Source organism: Martinezella lusitana (genome assembly GCF_010668395.1).
Classification (GTDB): Bacteria; Pseudomonadota; Alphaproteobacteria; order Rhizobiales; family Rhizobiaceae; genus Rhizobium; species Rhizobium lusitanum_A.
In genome coordinates this window covers 1-18,881 of the sequence record NZ_WUEY01000009.1, presented here as the reverse complement: position 1 = coordinate 18,881, position 18,881 = coordinate 1, and the positions used below count along the sequence as shown (strand labels likewise).

Sequence of the window (18,881 nt, the reverse complement as noted above, 5' to 3'; positions counted from 1 at the left end):
GCTTGGCGAGCCTTGTTGCGCTGGTACATGGATGTCTCCCTGGCGCGAACCAGGTCGCGTACCGCCTCAAGCTGAGCGTCCGGCATCCATACTGAGATCAGGTCGCCAGCGCGGTGCATCTTCGCCAGTGTCGTGGCGTCGCGCTTGACCTCACCACGCCAAATAGAGAAAACAGCTTCACTATCATCCGTGATCATCTAAAAGACGCATGGCGACGTTTCGTCGCACGGCTGGGCCGAAGAAACGCACTTGGATTGTCCAAGGAACCTAACAAAATCAGACACTAAAGTTGATCGCAAAAGCCATGTTTTCGTTTGGCAAACATCGACATTAGAATCACTATAAATCATTGTCATTGCAGGCTTTTTCTGGCGGGTTAAGATCACCGCATTCGGGTTTGAGCACGGGCCACCGGAAGCGTTGGCAGGTGATTGTGATGCCAAATGACTGCGAAGATTAAAAATATCGAGGCTGTGCATTGGGCTGCAAGAAGCCAGCGCAAAAGCGGAAATGCCAGTAATTCTACGTCTTCATCCGGTTTCATGGGGTTCCGGAAGGATCACCTTGAGCCGGTCGCGGTGTCTTGATGCTAGCGACGCTCATCATTGGCCTTCGGGAAGGGCTGGAAGCATCGCTGATCGTCGGCATCATCGCGGCCTTCCTGCGGAAAAACGGCAAATCGCTTTCGGCCATGTGGTTAGGCGTGGCTCTTGCCGTGCTGCTGTCGGTCGCTGTCGGCATCGGCCTCGAACTGGTCGAACAGGCGCTGCCGCAGGCCAGTCAGGAGGGCATGGAGTGCGTTATCGGAGCCATTGCCGTCTTCTTCGTGACCGGCATGATCGCATGGATGAACAGCCATGCTCGCGGTCTCAAGCACGATCTCGAAGCAGAGGCTAACGAAGCGCTAAGCCAGGGCGGCGCCTATGCGCTGGTCGGCATGGCCTTTCTCGCCGTTCTGCGGGAGGGCTTCGAGACCAGCGTGTTCCTGCTCGCGACATTTTCGGCCGCGCAGTCGGCGGTATTGGCCGCCGCAGGTGCAATCATCGGCCTCGCTCTGGCGGTTGTCATCGGCTGGGGCATCTATATCGGTGGGATCAGGATCAATCTGTCGCGGTTCTTCCGCTTCACGGGTGCCTTCCTCGTCCTTGTTGCCGCAGGACTGGTGATCAGCGCATTGCGCGCAGCACACGAGGCGGGTTGGCTGAACGCCGGCCAGCAGCCAACGGTCAACCTTGCCTGGCTCGTTGCGCCAGGCACCGTCCGCTCGGCCCTCGTCACGGGTGTACTCGGCATCCCCGCTGACCCGCGGCTGATCGAAGTCCTCGGCTGGCTTGCATATCTTGTTCCTGTCGCCCTGTTCATCTATTGGCCCGCATCCATGCGCATCGAGGCGCGCATGACAGCAAGATTGCGGCTTGTGGGGGCAGCAGCGCTCGCCACGCTGGCCCTCGGTCTCGCCACGCTTTATCCCACTCCGCATGCGCAGCTCCCCGTCGAGGCGCCGATCGTTTCGAGCACATCCGCTCAACCGATCGGGACGGTACGGCTGGAGAATGGACAGGGCGGTTCGGCGCCCGTATTGAAGGTCGCTGCTAGTGGATCGGCGGATCTCAACTTATCACTTCCGTCAGAGGACGCGCGGCACGAACTGCATGACGGCACACAGACGTCTGCCTGGACGATCACCGATGCGAGCCCGCCGCCGCATGCACCATCCAGCTTGACACTCGATCAGCTCGTCGCGCTGTCCGGCGGACGTATACCGGTCGGTTTCAGTCCGGCGCGGCATCCCGGTCCCTTCATGGCTGGCTGGTCGGTTCATCGTTCGGTCAAGGTGTGGGTGACGAACGGTGTGCTGCTCGACGCCACCCAGAGCGGCACGACCGTTGTCACCCTTTCCGGTGGCGGTCTCCAGACATCGCGCACTCTGGCGGTTCGCGATACCGACGACGATATTGCTGCCGGCGACTGGCAGGTTTCGGCGTCCTATCGCGATAAGGTCGCTGCTGCACTCGGCGCCTTGACTGCGGCCAAGGCGGAGCGTGCCTTCTGGGCCGTACAACTGCCGCTCGCTCTTGCCGTCGCCGCTATCGTACTGGCTGCTTTCGCTGGCCGCACCATCGTCCGGCTGCGCCGCCGGGCTGAGGCGCCCGACTGTCCCAATTCAAATCCCGGCCATGGCGCCGGCAAATCTACCGTAAAAGGAGCAACACATGCCGCGCATTAACTCGAGACGGACCCTGATGACGACAAGCGGATTGACGGCACTTCTGGCGCTCGCTTCCGGCGTCTATTCGAGTGCCGCAGCAGACGACACTGCACCGGTAACGAACGGCGCCGCGCAGGTCGCAATCACGCTGACGGGTGACGACGGCGGCACCTGCAGCCTCGACCACGCCACGGCCAACGCCGGCCCGATCACCTTCGCCGTGACCAATAAGACCGCCACGGCGATCACAGAAATCGAACTTCAGAGCAACAACCGCATCCTCGGCGAGAAGGAGAACCTGGCGCCCGGACTACCGACCGTCAGTTTCACAGTAACCCTCGGCGGCGGCACCTATCAGGTCTATTGCCCCGGCGCGAAGCAGGAAATGGTGGAGTTCAAAGTCACCGGCGCGGCGGCTCCCCAGCCTGCGGGCAGTACAGCTGATATTCTGGCCGACAGCACCAAGGGCTACGCAAGCTACGTAACCGGCGTCGTTGACGCCATGGTGACCGCAGTCGATAAACTGAAAACGGATATCGACGCCGGAGACCTTGCCAAGGCCAAGGCCGACTATCCGTTGGCCCGACCCTTCTATGAACGCATCGAATCCGATGTCGACGGCTTCGTGCTGCCTGGCTTCAAGGCAACCGACGATGCCGGCAACCTCGACTACCTGATCGACATGCGCGCCTCCAACCTGGACGACAAGGTTGGCTGGCACGGCTTCCACGCCATCGAGCGCGACCTTTTTGAAAAGGGCCAAATCACCGACGAGACCAAGACGCTGGCTGGCGAACTGCAGCAGAACGTCAAAAAGCTCGCCGAGCTGGTAAAGACCCTTGAGTATAAGCCTGAGGATCTCGCCAATGGCGCGGCCGACCTGCTCGAAGAGGTGCAGAGCAACAAGGTTTCGGGTGAAGAAGAAGCCTTCAGCCACTACGACCTCGTGGATTTCGCCGGCAATGTCGAGGGGGCGCAGCAGGCTTTCGCCTTCCTAGAGCCTGGTATGGAGAAGATCGATACCGATCTCACCAAACAGGTAAACGCCCAGTTTGCCAACGTCCTGTCGCTGCTCAAGGATTACCGCGACCCAAGCGTCTCTGGAGGCTACAAGATCTATACCGCCGAACTGAAGGCGTCTGACGCCGCGAAACTCAGCAAGAGCATCCAGGCACTCCAGGAGCCACTATCAAAAATTGCCGAAAAAGTGGCAACCGCGCACTGATGGGGTCTGGTAACAATAATCGCTTATCGCGCCGCGGCCTGCTCCTGGGAGCGGCCGCGAGCACCATCGGCACAGCCGTATCGGCTACCGCCTCAGCCACGGCGGCCACGGATGCGGGCGACATGCTCGACTTGAACCGGCGATATGACTTTTATGGCGAGGTCGGACAAGCTGGCATTCGCACGCCACCCCAGCGCCACATCTTCTACATGACCTTCGACCTGACCTCGCCACTGCGCAGGGATCTCCAGGTTCTGCTGGCGCGCTGGTCCGGGGCCATCGCCCAGTTGATGCAGGGCGGAACCATCGGCCAAGTGGAGCCGTCACGGCCCAACGCCACAGGCTTCGATACCGGTGAGGCCTTGGACCTCGGTCCGGCCTCCCTGACTGTGACCGTCGGGCTCGGCCCGAAGGTCTTCACGGATACCTATGGCCTAGCCGACCAGAAGCCTCCCTTGCTGCGCAATCTGCGGCAACTTCCCAGCGACGATCTGAAACCGGAGCTTACTGGCGGCGATCTATCGGTCCAGGCCTGTGCCGACGATCCTCAGGTTGCCTACCATGCCGTCCGCGACCTTGCCCGCATTGCTAAGGACACGGGTGCGGCGGCAACGCGCTGGACGGTCATGGGCTTCGGTCGTGCTTCTGCCGGCAAGGGACAAACGACCCCGCGCAACCTTCTGGGATTCAAGGACGGCACGCGCAATATCATTGAAGAGGCCGATTTTGAAAAATTCATCTGGCTCAAGGAGGGAGGACCGTCGTGGCAGCGGAACGGCACCTATCAGGTTGTGCGGAAGATCAAGATGCACATCGAGAACTGGGATACCGACCGGATCGGAGATCAGAACAATGTGTTCGGCCGTTTCAAGGTTTCCGGTGCACCGCTGACCGGCGCCGAAGAATTTGATACGCCGGACTTCCGGAAACAGGATCCGGGCGGAAACCTCGTGATCCCCGCGACCGCGCATATCCGGCTTGCCGCGCATGAAAACAACAACGGGCTCAGGATACTGCGCCGCTCCTACAACTACACCGACGGCATCAACGAAATCGGCCTGCTCGATGCCGGCCTGCTCTTCATCTCCTACCAGAACGATCCTGCCCATTTCGAGACGATCCAGGAGAAGCTTGGCGCTTCGGACGCCCTCAACGAATACATATCCCATATCGGCTCGGGAATCTTTTTCGTTCCTCCGGCGCCTCGCAAAGGCTCATATATTGCTCAGGAGATGTTCACGTAGCGGCTGCGAGTTGCACACTATCATCAGCGGAATTCACTTGCCGTCATAAAGCCGGAGGCCTCGGCCTCCGGCTCTTACCATCAGCTCAGAAAGTTCGTTCGAAGCGAAGCACGCCGGCGACCGTGTCGTCGTTGATGAAGTCATAATGCATATAGGTCAATTCCGGCATGATCAGCAGATCCTTGACCGGATTGAACTTGACGTTCGTGGTTGCCTCGAAAATCTTCGAGTCGGTGTAGGCAAGCTGCAGGTTCCACTTCAGCTTGTCGTTTATCGGAACGCCGACCCCGCCCCAGACAGCCCAATCGCCCCAGCCGCATTTCGCACCGTGGACAACCCCGTCGGCCGTCGTGCAGGCAGATTCGTCCTGGTTCGAACCGGCATACTGGTTGAGCTTGTCGCCATTGGTGTTCCAGCCGCCCATCAGGAAGGCTTCCACGCCGCCGAATTTGGCGTCGATGCGCGCCTTGATGGCGCCTTCCTCGACAATGGAGTCATAACCGCCGACGATCTTGAAGCCAATCGTGCCGGTCGTGTAACCGAAACCGGCGACAACGTTGGGTGCGTAGTGATTGGCCTTCGAGGTGCGCCACGCACCGCCGTAGCTGTCCTCGTCATCGGACGAGTTGGAATCTTCCAGCGACACGACCGCCGTGAAGCCGTTGCCGGCATCATAAGTGTAAGTTAACTGGTTGAGTTCATTCGGACCGTCGTAGATCGCGTCATCGTTGACGACATCGCCGGCATAGCCTGCATAGAGATTATACTGCGAATCCTGCTTGCCGACGAGGAAGCCGCCCAAGGTGATATTAGCCCAGAGCAGCTTGGCTTCGGTGTCGCCGCCGTCGTTCCATTCCCATCGAAACACCGTCTGCGTCTTCAGCGGGCCATATTCCGTGTCGGTTGCCGTATTCACATTCAGTTCGGTACGGTTGTACCATTTCGTGCCGACCTTGCTCCTGGCGGTATAGGCGTCATACCACTGACCTTCTGTGCGGACCATGCCGCCGATCTGCAAGCAGGTTTCGGTGCCGGGAATGTAGAAATAGCCGGTTCCATACGCATCGCAAATGCGCACATATTCGAGCGGCTCCGGTTCTGCGGAGACGATGGCGTCAGCCGCATGAGCGCCAGAGACGACTGCCAGCGCTGCGGCGGAGCCGAGAAAAAGGCTCTTGATGTTCATTAAAAATCCTCTGTTGTCGACCCGCCGGAAATCTCGCCATCAGATGGCGGCTCAGGCTGATCCTTATGAGTCCCAAGGGGCGTGAAGCGGGAGCACGCAATAAATACCTGACTCTTTTTATCATGTTTTTCAAGGGCGACTTTTCAAATTCTAGGCAGCTGTTTACAACCTATTGCCAAAGTCGTTTGAAGCAGGCGTTTGAACCCTTCGAGGCAAGGCCTCGCCCCAGGGTATTCCCGGATGGTCGACAGGCCCGGGGAAACATACGGGTCAAATTGATCGGAGTGAGGGTCAGATCACACAGAGAGGCCACGCGGCACCAACCCCAGCGAGTGGTCGATCGGAGTTTAAGTCAAACCAACCGAGAACTGGCGCCAATCATATGACTATCCGTTTTCAACGCTTCTCGAAAATCACCTTCCGAGCAAGCCAGCAGCCGATCGTCAATCTCTCGATGCCACCATCACCGCCTCGACCGAAGACGACGGTCCAGTCGCCTGGAGCAGCAGAGTCCATGGCGCGCTCGTTTGGCATGATCCAGACATCGGGACCGATCGCGTAAATCGGCTGCATCGCTCCCTTGCCGAGGAAGCCTTCGAAGGCGACGTACATTTCGCCTGCGGCATCTTCGCAGACCAGTTCGGCGTCGAGTTCGGCCGAATAATATCGTCCTTCGATATCCCTTTTTGCTTCCCCGCCGACCTTTCGCATCGTGGCGACAAGGTTTTCGTCAGGACGTTCCAGCCGAATGCCCTCGCCCGTTCGCGTCAGGGTCATCAGCCGCGAGCGTGCGGTATCTTCGTCGTCCAGTTCCATGATATCGGGCGCTGTCGCGAAACGCGCCTTGAGCTTACCCGGGCCTGCCATGCTCACCGTCAGAGACAGCTTGGTCTCGTCATCCAGATAGTTGCCGAGCCATAACGGATCGATCGCGGTCTGCTTCGGCTGCGACGGCTTGATGCCGAGCGCCGCTGCAGTGATCTTGTCGGCGGCTTCGGGTGCGAAAACCTCGTGGTTGAACATGACGACGACAGAAAGACGTTCGGACGGAGCGTATCGCCGCTGCAGGCGCCATCCACGCAACGCACCACCATGGCCGGTCATCGCAACGCCATGAAAGTTCATGTGCCGCAGACCAAAGCTGTAGCATGCGGGTTTGCCGTCGGAAAACGTCGTCGCTCTTGAGATGCGGCCGTAGATGCTGTTTTCGTCGTCGCGTGTCGCGTCCACGAAACGCTCCCAGGCGATCATATCTTCCAACGAGGCATTGACGCCGGAATCGCCCGACAGGTGTATTTTATTGACCGCCGGGAAATGGCCGGTCGCCATGCTGCCCTCATAGCCCACGGCATCTCCCGGGAATTCGCTCGATTCCTCGCACCATTGTGCGGTCTTCATTTGCGCGGGTGCGAAAATGCGCTCCTTGACCCACTCGCCGAGCGGCCGCCCGGTATGGTCCGCTATGAGGTCCGACAGGATGCGGAAGTTTCCATTGGAATAGGAATATTGAGAGCCGGGATCGAAATGCGTTGTGCGGGCCTGGGAGAGGAGCCGCTTGCCGTCCCCCGCCCGGCATTCGCCTTGTGGCGAGGCACCGGACAAAACCGTCAGCGCCCAATAGTCACGAAGACCGGACTGGTTGTTGCAGAGGTCGGCGGCGCGGGGCACTGCGCCATCGAGCAGGTGCAGATAGCGCCGAACTGCCTCATCCAGCACGGAAGGATCACCCAGCACCTCCAGCAGAGCGGCGCAGGTGAACTCCTTGCTGATGGAGCACATCGGCATCAGCGTTTCAACGGTCATCGGAATATGTCGTTCCAGATCGGCATAGCCCCAGGCGTGGCGCGCAAGAACCTCGCCGTTCCTAAGGACAGCGAAGGCGCCACCGGGACCGCGATACTCGGAGGGGATGGAGCGTAGGACTTCGTCCAGAACGGCATTTCCGGTGTTGAACATGAAGCGACCTCAAAAATGACTGGTTACAATCGGTTTTCTCGTTGCGAAGCGCGTCTAACGCGTCGCGAAGTGACACGACGCGGAATGGGTATCGCTAAGCGCCGCCATCGGCGGTTCTGTTTCGCATATGGCCTGGGCGGCCGGACACCGGGTGCGGAAACGACATCCGGTCGGAATGGCAAACGGGCTCGGCACTTCGCCTTGCAGGACCGGCGGCCTATTACGCTTCTCGGGGACGAGGCGCGGCATCGCTTTCAGCAAGCTGACCGTGTACGGGTGCTTCGCTGATGAGAATATCTCTTCGGTCGTGCCGATTTCCATCACATGCCCAAGGTACATGACGGCGACCCGGTCCGAGATATGCCTAACCACGCCGAGCTCATGCGCAATGAACAGCATGGTGAGGCCGAGCTGGCCGCGCAAGTCCTCGAGAAGATTGAGAACCTGAGCCTGGATCGAGACATCAAGGGCAGCCACGGGTTCATCGAGAACGAGAACCGAAGGCCGGACCGCAAGTGCCCGTGCCAGGCCGACGCGCTGCCGCTGGCCTCCGGAGAGGCCGCGCGGACGACGCTCGGCAAGGGTTGGCGACAGCCCCACGAGCGACATGAGCCGGGACACTTCTTCCTGTACGTCCTCGGGTGGGACTATCGCGTGAAAAGACAAGACTTCGGCGAGCGTCTGGCGAACGGTGCGCCTCGGATTGAGAGATCCGTAAGGATCCTGGAAAACCATCTGGATCTTGCGCGGCAACTGCTTTTTCTGCTGGTCCGTCAGGGTTGCCAGATCGTCGCCGTCGAGCAGCATCCTGCCGTCGAACGGTTTATTGAGACCGAGCAAGGTTCGGCCGACCGTCGTCTTGCCGCTGCCGCTTTCACCCACCAGCCCAAGCGTCTCGCCCGGGGCGATTTCAAAGCTCACCTTATCGACGGCACGGACCTTGCCCGGCTGTTCGCCCCTCAGCATGGAGGCGATCGTGTGATTTCCGCGAAACTCGACGGAAAGCCGATCCACAGCAAGCCGCGCGACGGTCTTTGCGGGTTTCGTTGCGACGTCGTGCATGTCTTCGGCATCCTTCAAACCGTCCGCGACGGTCGCCACCCTATTCCGATCTGCAGCCACCATTAGTGCGTTGCTCCCCGATGAATGCAGGCGGTTTTGCGATCTGGACCGATACTGGCAAGCGGCACGACCTTCTCCACGCAATCATTCGTGGCCCGGGCGCATCGCGGCGCAAATGCGCAGCCCTGCCCCAGCATGGTCAGATCCGGCGGCTGTCCAGGAATTGGCGTGAGACGCTGGATAGGCCCTTCGACATGCACCATGGAATTGAGGAGGCCCTGGGTATAGGGATGCGCCGGCTCGTCGAAGATCTGCCTCACAGGCGCCGTCTCGACGATGCGGCCGGCATACATCACGGCGACCCGATCACATGTCTCGGCAATCACGCCCATGTCGTGAGATACAAGGACAAGTGCCATTCCCGTCTCGGCCTGCAGACTCAGCAGAAGAGAAAGGATCTGGTCCTGGATCGTGACGTCGAGGGCAGTGGTCGGCTCATCGGCAAGCATCAGCTTCGGCTTGCCCGCGAGCGCAAGCGCAATGACGGCGCGCTGGAGCATGCCGCCGGACCATTGATGGGCATATTCGTCCACGCGCCGCGCCGCCGACGGAATGCCGACTTTCTCAAGCAATGCGATCGCCTCCTTGCGGGCGGCCGGCCCATTCAGGCGCCGGTGCAGACGCAGGGTTTCCATGATCTGATCGCCGATCGACCATACCGGATCGAGACTGCTCATCGGGCTTTGGAAGATCATCGAGATCCCCGAGCCACGCAATCGCCTCATCTCGCGCTCCGACAGGGAGAGGAGGTCCTGTCCCTGAAAGGCGAGACGGCGGGCCGTCACGTTCGCACCGAGAAGCCGGAGCACGGCACGGCACAATACCGATTTGCCACTGCCGGACTCCCCGACGATGCCGAGGGTTTCGCCCGGCAGGACGGTCAGGCTGATATTGTCGTTGGCAAGCACCCGCCCCTTGGCGAAACGGACACTCAGGCCTTCAATATCCAACAACGGTGTCGCTGTAGTCGCATCCATGTTCATCATTTATGTCCTCCGCCGCTGACACCGAGCCGCGTCGCAAGGCCGTCGCCGATGAGACTTAGTGCCGCTCCCGCATAGACGACAACGAGGCCCGGCATGGCACAGATCCACCACGCATCGAGGATGAATTCCTTGCCTTCGGCAATCATCGCACCCCATTCGGGCATCGGCGGCTGCGCCCCGAAGCCGATGAAGCTCAGGCCGGCGAGCATCAGGATGTTGAGAACGAAGTCGGACATGGAAAAGGCGACCGCCGATCCGATCGTATTCGGAAGCGCGTGCAGGAGCAGCACGCGGCTGGTAGGGAAACCGAGCACCTTGGCCGCCTGGACATAGTCCTTGTTGCGCTCCACCAGCATTTCGGCGCGTGCTAGCCGCGCATACATCGTCCACGATCCCAGGAACACGGCGATATAGATGTTCTGAAGGCCGGGTCCGGCGACGGCGATCACGATGATGATGACGACAAGGAAGGGAAAGGCGATGACGATATTGATGATCATGGCGATCATCGAGTCGAAGAAACCGCCCCGGTAGCCGGCATAGGCCCCGATCAGCACGCCATAGGCCATCGGCACATAGGTCATGATCAATCCGGAGAGAAGATCGATCCGTGCGCCAAACAGCACGCGCGAGAATATATCGCGACCGATATTGTCTGTGCCGAACAGATGCTGAAAGTTCGGCGGCACCATGATCGCGTCGAAATCCTGGAGATCGGGGTCGTAAGGTGCGACCACCGGGGCGGCGATCGCGGCAATGACCAGGATCAGAAACAGCACGCTGCCGATCTTCAGCGTCATCGGCCAAGACCTGACCTCGGCGATGACGACCTGGCATGCCTCGATGACCGGCGACGCGGATGGCCCGACTTTATCCATGGAGTTGCTCATATGTCAGTCCCGTAAAACGCGTCGATCGACGAGGGCATAGCTGAGATCAGCGATGAGATTGATGCCCACGGTGGTAACAGCAAGGACGACGGACAGGCCCTGGATCAGCGGATAATCGCGGAAGCTCACGGCCTGGATGAGAAGGGAGCCAAGGCCAGGCAGGGCAAACACCGATTCAATAACGACCGCGCCGCTGACGAGCCAGCTGATGTTGACCGCCAGAACTGTGAGCGTCGGGATGAGCGCGTTGCGTAGCGCATGTTTGCCGAGAATGCGCCAGCTCGGCAGGCCGCGGGCGCGGGCCACTTCGATCTGATCCGTGGTCAACACCTCGATCATCGAGGCGCGAAGCGTTCGGATGAGGACGGGCCCGAGAAACAGCGCAATCGTCAGGCCGGGCAAGATCATATGCGCGAGATGTTCGGGGAAATTTGCCCCATAACCGGAGATCGGCAGCAGCCGCAATTGTATGCCGAAGGCGAGCATCAGGAGAAGCCCGACCCAGAAATGCGGCATGGCGAAGCCGAGGATGCAGATGATGCGCACGACCTGATCGAAGACCGTATCGGGGCGCGACGCGGCGAGAATCCCGATCGGCAGCGCGATCAGGATCGAGAAGATCGTCCCGACGCAAAGCAACATCAATGTCGGCGCGATTCTTTCACTGACGAGCGCGGAGACCGGCTGGTTTTGAATGATGCTCTGCCCCAGATCGCCCGTCGCCGCCTTTTTGACGAAGCTCAGGTACTGGACGACCAGCGGACGATCCATGCCGAGCTTGGCATAGATCGCTGCGACTTCGGCATCGCTGACGCGGTCGCGCATCATGATGCGGACCGGATCGCCCGGAACAAGCTTGATCGCAACGAAGCTGAACAGCGTCACGGCCACTAGGACGGGCATTGCGGCAATCAAACGCGAGAGAATGTAGCGCAAATAGATCATCTGGATCTCCGTGGCCTGCCTGGATACTAGGCAGGCAATCGCTGAAGATTTATGGGGCGATCCGGGTCGTCTTCAGCCACCACCAGCCGACGGCGATGTTTTGCCAGTTTTCCACCTTGGACTTGTAGCCGTTGATGAAGGGCACGAAGTTCAGGGGTACGCTGTAGCCGTCGTTGTAGACGATATCCTGCACCTTTGCGTAGAGCGCGGCGCGCTTGGTCGTATCGAGTTCGCCGCGCGCCTGGTTGAGAAGCGCGATGACGTCGTCGTTCTTGTACCAGGTAAAGAAGGAATGCGAGCTGCCGTAGTAATCGGTCTGCAGCGTGGCGATCTCATCGCTGTCGTTGATGTCGCTCGAGATCAGGTTGACGCGCGCCTGGTAGTCGCCCTTGCGCATCATCGCGCCGGCGGTCGCACCTTCATACTGCACGATGTTCACCTTGAGGCCAGCCTTCTGCCAGGCAGCCTGCAGGATGGACGCGGTCTGGCGCTGGGTGGAGTTTCCGGACGACACCATGAGTTCGATGGGCGTGCCGTCATAATTGGCTTCCTTGACCAGCTGTGCCGCCTTGTCGGGATCGTAGGGTATCGGCTTCACATCGGCCGACCAGTAATTGACCTTGGGCGTGAAGGAGTTCGGCACCTCGCCAAAGCCGAAATAGACGGCCTTCATTAGCGCATCGTGATTGGTGGCATAGTTCAACGCGAGGCGAATGCGCTTGTCGTCGAGCGGCTTCTTGGCGTGGTTGAGATAAATATAATCGAGGGCGTAGGACGGCGCGGTTTCGAGGACAAGCCCGTCGGTCGCCTTGACCGAAGAGGCCTGGCTCAGCGGAAGCTGCAACGCGACGTCGATATCGCCGTTCTTCAGGCCAAGGATGCGCGAGTTGCCGTCCGGCATGTATTTCATGACGATCTTGTCGACATAGGGTAGCGGCTTGCCATCGTCCCCCATGGCCCAGTATTTCGGATTGGCCTTCAGCACGACCTGGCTGCCGCGCTCATAGGTGTCGACCGTGAACGGGCCAGTGCAAACGGGCTTCAGGCCGAAAGCTTCCGGGCTGGCCTCGTAGGCCGTCTTTTCCACGATCGACGCGGCATAGAGCGAAAGCGCCGACAGGATCGGCACATAAGGCGTCTTCAACGTGATGGTGACGTGTTTGTCGTCCGTTTTTTCGACCGTCTTGACCGCTGCGAAGGCGAAGCCGAAGGAGGCGGACGGGTCCATCTGCTTGTTGAGCGAGAAGATCACGTCCTCGGCCGTCAGCGGCTTGCCGTCGCTGAAGACGACGCCGTCGCGCAGCGTGAAAACATAAGTCAGGCCGTCGGGCGATATCGTCCAGGAGGATGCCAGCCCCGGTTCGAGGCCGGTGCCGGCCTTGTCCGCCAGAATCAAGGGCTCACAGACCTGGGCGATCGCGAAGATCGAGCCGTTATCGGATGGAAGGAAGGGATCCAGGGTTAAAGGCTCGTCCGGCCTGCCCATCGTCAAGACGCCGCCGCGGTTAAGATCGGCTGATGTTGCCGCGCCGGCCATCAAGAGACCGGTTGCAATCGAAGCAACCGCCGCGACGGTGCTGAGAAGTTTTTGTTTCTTGTTCATGGTTCCCTCTTTGCTGCCGCATCTTTGTGCGGCTCCCAAGTTTCTGGATGAAACAGTCCACGTTGAGATCGCGATTGCCCAAAGGAAGGGACCGCCGCACGGAACCACCCTCCCGGCGGCCCGTAACGAGTTGCTCTGTCTCGTAGAGGTAAAATACCGAGGAATTATCCGATGGCAACAAATATTTTCTTAAAAGAAAAAGTATTTTATGATAGTAAAGTAGGCGCAGTGCACAAGAAACCATCATCGATCGCATCCGACGAGCGATCGATATGGAGCGCAGATGGTGGTCCTGGAAGCCGGCGCAAGCGCCTGGAAGAACCTGTTAGCGAGCGTTCCCGACCGAGACGTCATTGAACATCAATTGCTCGGTCATGCAGATGGACAGGATCCTCGCATCTTCGTCGCCGATCGACACGAAGCAATGCGCCATGGTGCTGTCGATATAGGCGCTGTCGCCGGCCGAAAGCTTGAGCGGTGCGTAATAGGCGGTATGCAGCTCCGTGACGCCGCTGACAACATAGATGAACTCCTCGCCGTCATGTGTCGACCAGTCCTTGCGCGGCAGCACTTCCCTCGTCTTTATGGTCATGACCAGCGGGATCATGCCTTTGTGGATGAGTTCGGCGGAATGAACCTGGTAGTCGTAATAGTCCGTCGAGAAAGGCAGGCCCTTGCCTGCGAAGGTATAGGTCCGGCGCCCGATGATCGAAGGCGTCTCGGGCGCGGGATCGATGGCGCTGGAGGCAAAGAGCTCGGCAAATGTCAGCCCAAATGCATGAGCGATCTTGACGATGGTGTCGAACGAGGCGGAGACCTGCCCATTTTCGATCTTCGACAGCGCCGAGATCGAGACGCCACTCATATCGGCAAGCCGTTCCAAGGTCCATTTGCGTGCCGAGCGCAGGTCCTTGACGCGAACGCCAAAATCCTGATCCGTCTTCGGCTGGGCAGCGCCTTCGCTGATATTGCGCAATTGTCGTCTCCTTACCGTCTCGCCCGCGCAAAACCGCCTGGCTTTTTAGGCGCTATACGTCGGCGCTTGTAATCTAGCAAACCGAGCACCGCCTACCCCGCGCGAAAGCCGCCAGCTATTTTTACTTTGATAAAAATATTATCGCAAAAGAAATTTTCATTGACATGACGCTCCCCGCCGTCGCAATTTCCGTCGCAAGCCTTGGCGCGGGGCAATGGTGTTTCCACGGAAAACGCATCCGGGCGATCAGGGTACCAACCTCTTCGATTTGAACAGGCGGTTCGCCTCTGGCGGCCGTCGCGATTGACAATGCCGGGTTCGAATTTCATGCCGAATGAAGTCTTCAATTCTTTCAACGCTCCCGAACCTGGCTTCGCGCGACCCTTGCCGGCTGAACGCGCGACCCCGTTCATCGAAGTGGATGAATTTCGACTGAACCGCAACATCGCGAAAATGCAGTCGATCGCCGAGAAGGCGGGCGTGCGCCTGCGGCCACACATCAAGACCCACAAGAGCATCGAAATTGCCCGCCGCCAGGTCGAGGCCGGCGCAGCCGGACTGACCGCGTCGAAAGCGAGCGAAGCAGAGGTTTTTCTGCAAGCCGGCTTCAAGGATGTGCTGATGGCCTATCCGGTGATCCACGCCGACACCATAGGGCCCCTGCTGCAACTGGCGAAATACGCCAATGCGCGCGTCGCTTTCATTGCCGGCGATACAGCCGGGGTCAAGGCATTGAACGAAGCCGCGGCCACGGCTGAGATGCGTCTGCCGGTGTTCATGAAGGTGGATGTCGGACTGGGCCGTGTCGGCGTGAAACCGCAGAGCGCGATGGCCTTGCAGGTCGCACAGGAAATTATCATGGCGAAAGGGCTCAAATTCGCCGGACTGCTGTCGCATGCCGGACATTCCTACGGCGCGAACAGCCTGGAAGCGATCGAGAAGATCGCGATCGCCGAGGGAATCGATCTCCTTGGGCTGCGCAAGCGGCTGGAGACGTCAGGAGTTGCAAATCTTAGTGTTTCAACCGGCTCCACGCCGACGGCGCTCGGTGCCCCGATTACGCCGGCGACCGACGAGATCCGCCCGGGAAATTACGCCTTTCTCGATCTAACGGCTGTACGACTCGGCATTGCTTCCGCCGATGATCTGGCGCTGTCGGTCGTCGCCACGGTCGTCGCGACGAACGACACCTATGCGATCATCGACGCCGGTTCAAAGACGCTGAGTTCCGATCATGGCCCGCATGGCACGGGCGGCGGCGGTTATGGGCGGGCGATCAGGATCGAGGATAGCGGCAAGTCTTCTTCCTTCAGTGTCGCGAAGCTCTCCGAGGAGCATGGTTTCCTGCCGCTCGAAGGCCGGACACTTTCGGTCGGAAGCCGGGTGCGGGTTTTTCCCAATCACTCATGCGCCGTCGTCGCGCTTTCCGACAGTTTCGTCATGCGAAACAGCGATGGGGGCTTCACAACATACCCGATCGATGCCAGAGGCAAATTGCTCTAGGAAAGCGCGATCGCCGGAGCTTCTCTTCAAATACCTTTTGCAAATCGGAGACGTGATGCGGATCTTCATTGCTGGCATGGACACCGAAACCAATACGTTCGTTCCGATCCCGACCGGCTATCGAAGCTTTGACGATGTCGGCATCGCGCATGGCGATGCGACCAGCCGTCCGCTCAACGAACCGTCCTGCCAACTCTATGTCTGGCGGCAGAAGGGCGAGGCAGATGGCCACACGATCATCGAGAGCCTGTGCGTCAATGCCGAGCCAGGCGGCACGACCGTTCGCAAGGTTTACGAGGATTTCCGCGATGAGATCCTCACGGATTTGCGCAACGCCCTGCCCGTTGACGGTGTCATGTTCGCCCTGCACGGCGCTTTCGTCGCGCAGGGCTACGACGACACGGAAGGCGATCTGCTCTCCAGGGTGCGGGCGATCGTCGGAGAGGGCGTGCCGATTGCGGTGGAACTCGATCTCCACTGCCATCTGACGGACGATATGCTCGATAACGCCGACCTGATCAAGGCGTACAAGGAATACCCCCACACCGATATCATGGAAGTGGCGGGTGAGCTCTATGACCTGTTTGTCGCAACCGTCAGGAAAGAAATCAGACCCCGCATGGGCGTCTTCGATTGCCGGATGATCGCGACGTTTCGCGTGCAGGAAGAGCCGATGCGCGGTTTCGTCGACCGCATGAAGGCGATGGAAGGCAAGGACGGCATTCTTGCGGTATCGCTCTGCCACGGCTTTCCGCATGGCGATGTCGCCGATGTCGGCGCGAAAATGCTTGTCGTTACCGATGGCGACGCGGATCGCGCAACCGGCATCGCCAAGGATTTGGGCCTCGAGTTTTTCTCCATGCGCGATCAGCTTGGGCGGGGAGCGTTGACGATCGATCAGGCACTTGATGCGGCCCTTGCCGAAACGGACGGCCCGATCGTCATTGCCGACACCTCGGACAATGCCGGCGGCGGCGCTCCAGGCGATTCGACGTTCATCCTCCGCCGGGTTCTCGAGCGCGGTATCAAGGATGTCGTCAGCGCCATGTATTGGGACCCGATCGCATTCCGTTTCTGTGCGGAAGCAGGCGTCGGAGCGGAGATAAAGCTGAGGGTCGGTGGCAAATGCGGCCCCTTCTCGGGCGATCCCATCGATCTGGACGTCGTGGTCAAGGCCATTGGCTTCGGATTGACGCAGACCTATGGCGGCATGCCCTGCATGCTCGGCGATGCCGCATGGGTTAGCGCCGACGGCGTGGACCTGATCATCAACACCCACAGGACCCAGGTCTTTCATCCGGAGTTCATGGTTGCACTCGGCCTCGATCCGGCGGACAGGAAAATTGTCGTCGTCAAGTCGAACTATCATTTTCAGGCGGGCTTCGCCCCGATCGCCGGGCGTATCCTGTTTTGCGCACCACCCGGTGCAACCCAACCCAATTACGAAAAAATTCCCTTCACCAGGCTGCGCAAGTCCTACTGGCCGCAAGTCGACAACCCGTTTCTCGTTGATGAATCTAGTTGAAACACAAAAAGCAACGGTCTTGATCCAAGTCTCACCGATGAAGACCAGTCGTTCACGATCAAGGTGATTTTGCAAAGTCTTCCGTCGCCTTCTCTCTTGCGAGCAACATCGTCAGGAGCCTGCTCATATGTCTGTCGGTTTTGTCGCGACGATGCCAACATCGCGCTGAGATGTCGGGTTTGCCATGACGGAAAGTGCCTCCTCCACCGCTTCGATACAGAAGCGGCTTCCGTCGTGATCGACAGCCGCCATGACAGAACCCTTCGGCTAAACCAATCCAGGACGGCGCACAGATAGACGAAGCCCCGCACCATAGGAATATACGTCAGATCCATCGCCCAGACCTGATTGGGTCGAGTGTAATGGCCCCATAAATTTCCGGACAGGATCTCCCACTTAATGAGTGAGCGAGCTAATGTGCCCATTATGACTAGTCACCGTCCTAAGATAGAAGTGCTGTCCGACCCAGAGCGGCGGCGGCGCTCGTCGAGTGCGCTCCCGCCGGGATTGAGGTCGAAAACGGCCTTCCTATGCTACCTCTCGTAACGCGAGCGCGAGCTCAAAAATGCGCTTTGAACGATACGCAACGAGGCGGACGGGCTGATCATATCCGCTAGCAACTCGAAGCGAATTATCCAAGCACGCGATGACCGCCTCAATTTGAGGAGTGGTGATCTTTTCATGTTCGGCGAGCTGGATTGCAGTCTCAAGCATCATGCTTGTCTCCTGTCACTACTATTCGATCCTGAAGTCTAACCAACGCCAAGCTGCCTGGTTAAGACCGTGACAAATTGTTGCGTGACAAAAGTATTAATATTCACAGGCAGCGTATCAGACCGATACACACGAATCTCGTCCAAGCCGGGACCCGGCGCTGGTGAACTTCAACGGGGTAGCAATCAGTCGCTGATCTCACCTACTTTTGCCATCAGGCATTGCAATTTCAGCGCCGTGCTCTACCTAACAGGGATGACCCGCAAAACCGATACCAAAGCCGAAATCACAAATATCGAAGCCTATGCGCTCATCATGGAGCAGAAAGTCGCCCGCGATAAGAAGACCACGCGGCTTCGAGATTTACGCCTGTCCAGGGACGCTCAAACTGCGGCCGCCAAGGCGGCGACAACTACGAATGCGGTGAATCGAAAGCGCAAATGATAAAGGTCGGTGCTTATTCACGAGGGCCTGGGTGCCGCTTGCTGGCAGGATTTCCGAGATCCCCTAGGGCCTACTCAATGCGCAAAGCCCAGCTCTGAAACATACAAGCCGCACCCGGACTTCTCCAAATATATGGCGCTCTGTCCGAGTGACCTCCAGAGAAGTTGGCTATGAGTCAAGATTCCGTCGACCGGCTCGATATACTCATCCAACAGCTTCACAATAGGTAAGCGATGAAACAACCCCGTCTGGCGACGGCTATGCCGAGGATCTATTCGTGCCTGAGTAATGAATGAGTTCTGGTGTGAAGTGCTATGTCTGCTCCTATGTCCGAACATAGAACGTTTCATATG

Annotated in this window: 16 protein-coding genes and 1 pseudogene; 6 read left to right on the top strand and 11 right to left on the bottom strand. The window is 59.1% G+C overall.

Translation table 11 applies throughout. The features are described from left to right. Positions 1 to 586: 586 nt before the first annotated feature. From efeU to efeB, 3 genes are read left to right on the top strand one after another with little or no spacing between them, the layout of a single operon-like run. Positions 587 to 2,227 carry an iron uptake transporter permease EfeU gene (gene efeU / locus GR212_RS19740; RefSeq protein WP_163988542.1) on the top strand — a complete coding sequence of 547 codons (1,641 nt, stop codon included), beginning with the start codon at positions 587 to 589 and terminating at the stop codon, positions 2,225 to 2,227. Then, a complete protein-coding gene (gene efeO, locus GR212_RS19735) occupies positions 2,214 to 3,434 on the top strand; it encodes an iron uptake system protein EfeO (RefSeq protein ID WP_204326666.1) in 1,221 nt (406 codons plus the stop codon). The genes efeU and efeO overlap by 14 nt, the downstream gene beginning before the upstream one ends. Further along, positions 3,434 to 4,678 carry an iron uptake transporter deferrochelatase/peroxidase subunit gene (gene efeB, locus GR212_RS19730; protein WP_163988540.1) on the top strand — a complete coding sequence of 415 codons (1,245 nt, stop codon included), beginning with the start codon at positions 3,434 to 3,436 and terminating at the stop codon, positions 4,676 to 4,678. Before efeO ends, efeB begins: the two co-directional genes overlap by 1 nt. Positions 4,679 to 4,763: 85 nt before the next feature. Here the strand turns inward: efeB and GR212_RS19725 are convergent, their stop codons facing one another. The 9 genes from GR212_RS19725 to GR212_RS19685 form a co-directional block, all read right to left on the bottom strand. Further along, complete coding sequence (locus GR212_RS19725; protein ID WP_163988538.1) at positions 4,764 to 5,864, bottom strand: porin; 1,101 nt, start codon at positions 5,862 to 5,864, stop codon at positions 4,764 to 4,766. A gap of 396 nt (positions 5,865 to 6,260) precedes the next feature. Next, positions 6,261 to 7,820, bottom strand: a complete 1,560-nt coding sequence (locus GR212_RS19720) for a D-aminopeptidase (protein WP_163988536.1) — start codon at positions 7,818 to 7,820, stop codon at positions 6,261 to 6,263. Positions 7,821 to 7,874: 54 nt separating this feature from the next. Further along, positions 7,875 to 8,945 carry an ABC transporter ATP-binding protein gene (locus GR212_RS19715; RefSeq protein ID WP_163988534.1) on the bottom strand — a complete coding sequence of 357 codons (1,071 nt, stop codon included), beginning with the start codon at positions 8,943 to 8,945 and terminating at the stop codon, positions 7,875 to 7,877. Continuing rightward, a complete protein-coding gene (locus GR212_RS19710) occupies positions 8,945 to 9,919 on the bottom strand; it encodes an ABC transporter ATP-binding protein (protein WP_163988874.1) in 975 nt (324 codons plus the stop codon). Before GR212_RS19710 ends, GR212_RS19715 begins: the two co-directional genes overlap by 1 nt. A 5-nt stretch (positions 9,920 to 9,924) precedes the next feature. Continuing rightward, on the bottom strand, positions 9,925 to 10,806 hold the full coding sequence (locus tag GR212_RS19705; protein ID WP_163988532.1) for an ABC transporter permease: 882 nt from the start codon (positions 10,804 to 10,806) through the stop codon (positions 9,925 to 9,927). Positions 10,807 to 10,821: 15 nt separating this feature from the next. After that, entirely contained in the window at positions 10,822 to 11,763 is a 942-nt protein-coding gene (locus tag GR212_RS19700) for an ABC transporter permease (RefSeq protein ID WP_163988530.1), read from the bottom strand. Positions 11,764 to 11,812: 49 nt separating this feature from the next. After that, positions 11,813 to 13,366, bottom strand: a complete 1,554-nt coding sequence (locus GR212_RS19695) for an ABC transporter substrate-binding protein (protein WP_163988528.1) — start codon at positions 13,364 to 13,366, stop codon at positions 11,813 to 11,815. A 325-nt stretch (positions 13,367 to 13,691) separates the two neighbouring features. Next, positions 13,692 to 14,342 carry a helix-turn-helix domain-containing protein gene (locus GR212_RS19690; RefSeq protein WP_204326665.1) on the bottom strand — a complete coding sequence of 217 codons (651 nt, stop codon included), beginning with the start codon at positions 14,340 to 14,342 and terminating at the stop codon, positions 13,692 to 13,694. A gap of 92 nt (positions 14,343 to 14,434) precedes the next feature. Next, positions 14,435 to 14,671 (bottom strand): hypothetical protein, encoded by a 237-nt coding sequence (locus GR212_RS19685; RefSeq protein ID WP_163988526.1) that lies wholly within the window; start codon positions 14,669 to 14,671, stop codon positions 14,435 to 14,437. On the opposite strand from GR212_RS19685, the gene GR212_RS19680 reads away from it, so the two are divergent. After that, positions 14,670 to 15,845, top strand: a complete 1,176-nt coding sequence (locus GR212_RS19680; RefSeq protein WP_163988524.1) for an alanine racemase — start codon at positions 14,670 to 14,672, stop codon at positions 15,843 to 15,845. The genes GR212_RS19685 and GR212_RS19680 overlap by 2 nt on opposite strands. Before the next feature lie 55 nt (positions 15,846 to 15,900). Continuing rightward, entirely contained in the window at positions 15,901 to 17,370 is a 1,470-nt protein-coding gene (locus tag GR212_RS19675) for a M81 family metallopeptidase (protein WP_163988522.1), read from the top strand. Between the two features lie 169 nt (positions 17,371 to 17,539). Here the strand turns inward: GR212_RS19675 and GR212_RS19670 are convergent. Both GR212_RS19670 and GR212_RS19665 read right to left on the bottom strand, forming a co-directional pair. After that, positions 17,540 to 17,729: pseudogene (locus GR212_RS19670) on the bottom strand (DDE-type integrase/transposase/recombinase); the annotation flags it as partial. 169 nt (positions 17,730 to 17,898) lie between these two features. Continuing rightward, a complete protein-coding gene (locus GR212_RS19665; protein WP_163988520.1) occupies positions 17,899 to 18,087 on the bottom strand; it encodes a hypothetical protein in 189 nt (62 codons plus the stop codon). Between the two features lie 81 nt (positions 18,088 to 18,168). Between GR212_RS19665 and GR212_RS37130 the strand changes: the two genes are divergently transcribed. After that, entirely contained in the window at positions 18,169 to 18,528 is a 360-nt protein-coding gene (locus GR212_RS37130; protein ID WP_246725823.1) for a hypothetical protein, read from the top strand. Positions 18,529 to 18,881 lie beyond the last annotated feature (353 nt).

Bases quoted from the DNA above. Each gene is read 5' to 3' on its own strand.
- efeU (WP_163988542.1), top strand. From the start codon at position 587: ATGCTAGCGACGCTCATCATTGGCCTTCGGGAAGGGCTGGAAGCATCG.
- efeO (WP_204326666.1), top strand. From the start codon at position 2,214: ATGCCGCGCATTAACTCGAGACGGACCCTGATGACGACAAGCGGATTG.
- efeB (WP_163988540.1), top strand. From the start codon at position 3,434: ATGGGGTCTGGTAACAATAATCGCTTATCGCGCCGCGGCCTGCTCCTG.
- GR212_RS19725 (WP_163988538.1), bottom strand. From the start codon at position 5,864: ATGAACATCAAGAGCCTTTTTCTCGGCTCCGCCGCAGCGCTGGCAGTC.
- GR212_RS19720 (WP_163988536.1), bottom strand. From the start codon at position 7,820: ATGTTCAACACCGGAAATGCCGTTCTGGACGAAGTCCTACGCTCCATC.
- GR212_RS19715 (WP_163988534.1), bottom strand. From the start codon at position 8,945: ATGGTGGCTGCAGATCGGAATAGGGTGGCGACCGTCGCGGACGGTTTG.
- GR212_RS19710 (WP_163988874.1), bottom strand. From the start codon at position 9,919: ATGGATGCGACTACAGCGACACCGTTGTTGGATATTGAAGGCCTGAGT.
- GR212_RS19705 (WP_163988532.1), bottom strand. From the start codon at position 10,806: ATGGATAAAGTCGGGCCATCCGCGTCGCCGGTCATCGAGGCATGCCAG.
- GR212_RS19700 (WP_163988530.1), bottom strand. From the start codon at position 11,763: ATGATCTATTTGCGCTACATTCTCTCGCGTTTGATTGCCGCAATGCCC.
- GR212_RS19695 (WP_163988528.1), bottom strand. From the start codon at position 13,366: ATGAACAAGAAACAAAAACTTCTCAGCACCGTCGCGGCGGTTGCTTCG.
- GR212_RS19680 (WP_163988524.1), top strand. From the start codon at position 14,670: ATGCCGAATGAAGTCTTCAATTCTTTCAACGCTCCCGAACCTGGCTTC.
- GR212_RS19685 (WP_163988526.1), bottom strand. From the start codon at position 14,671: ATGAAATTCGAACCCGGCATTGTCAATCGCGACGGCCGCCAGAGGCGA.
- GR212_RS19675 (WP_163988522.1), top strand. From the start codon at position 15,901: ATGCGGATCTTCATTGCTGGCATGGACACCGAAACCAATACGTTCGTT.
- GR212_RS19665 (WP_163988520.1), bottom strand. From the start codon at position 18,087: ATGATGCTTGAGACTGCAATCCAGCTCGCCGAACATGAAAAGATCACC.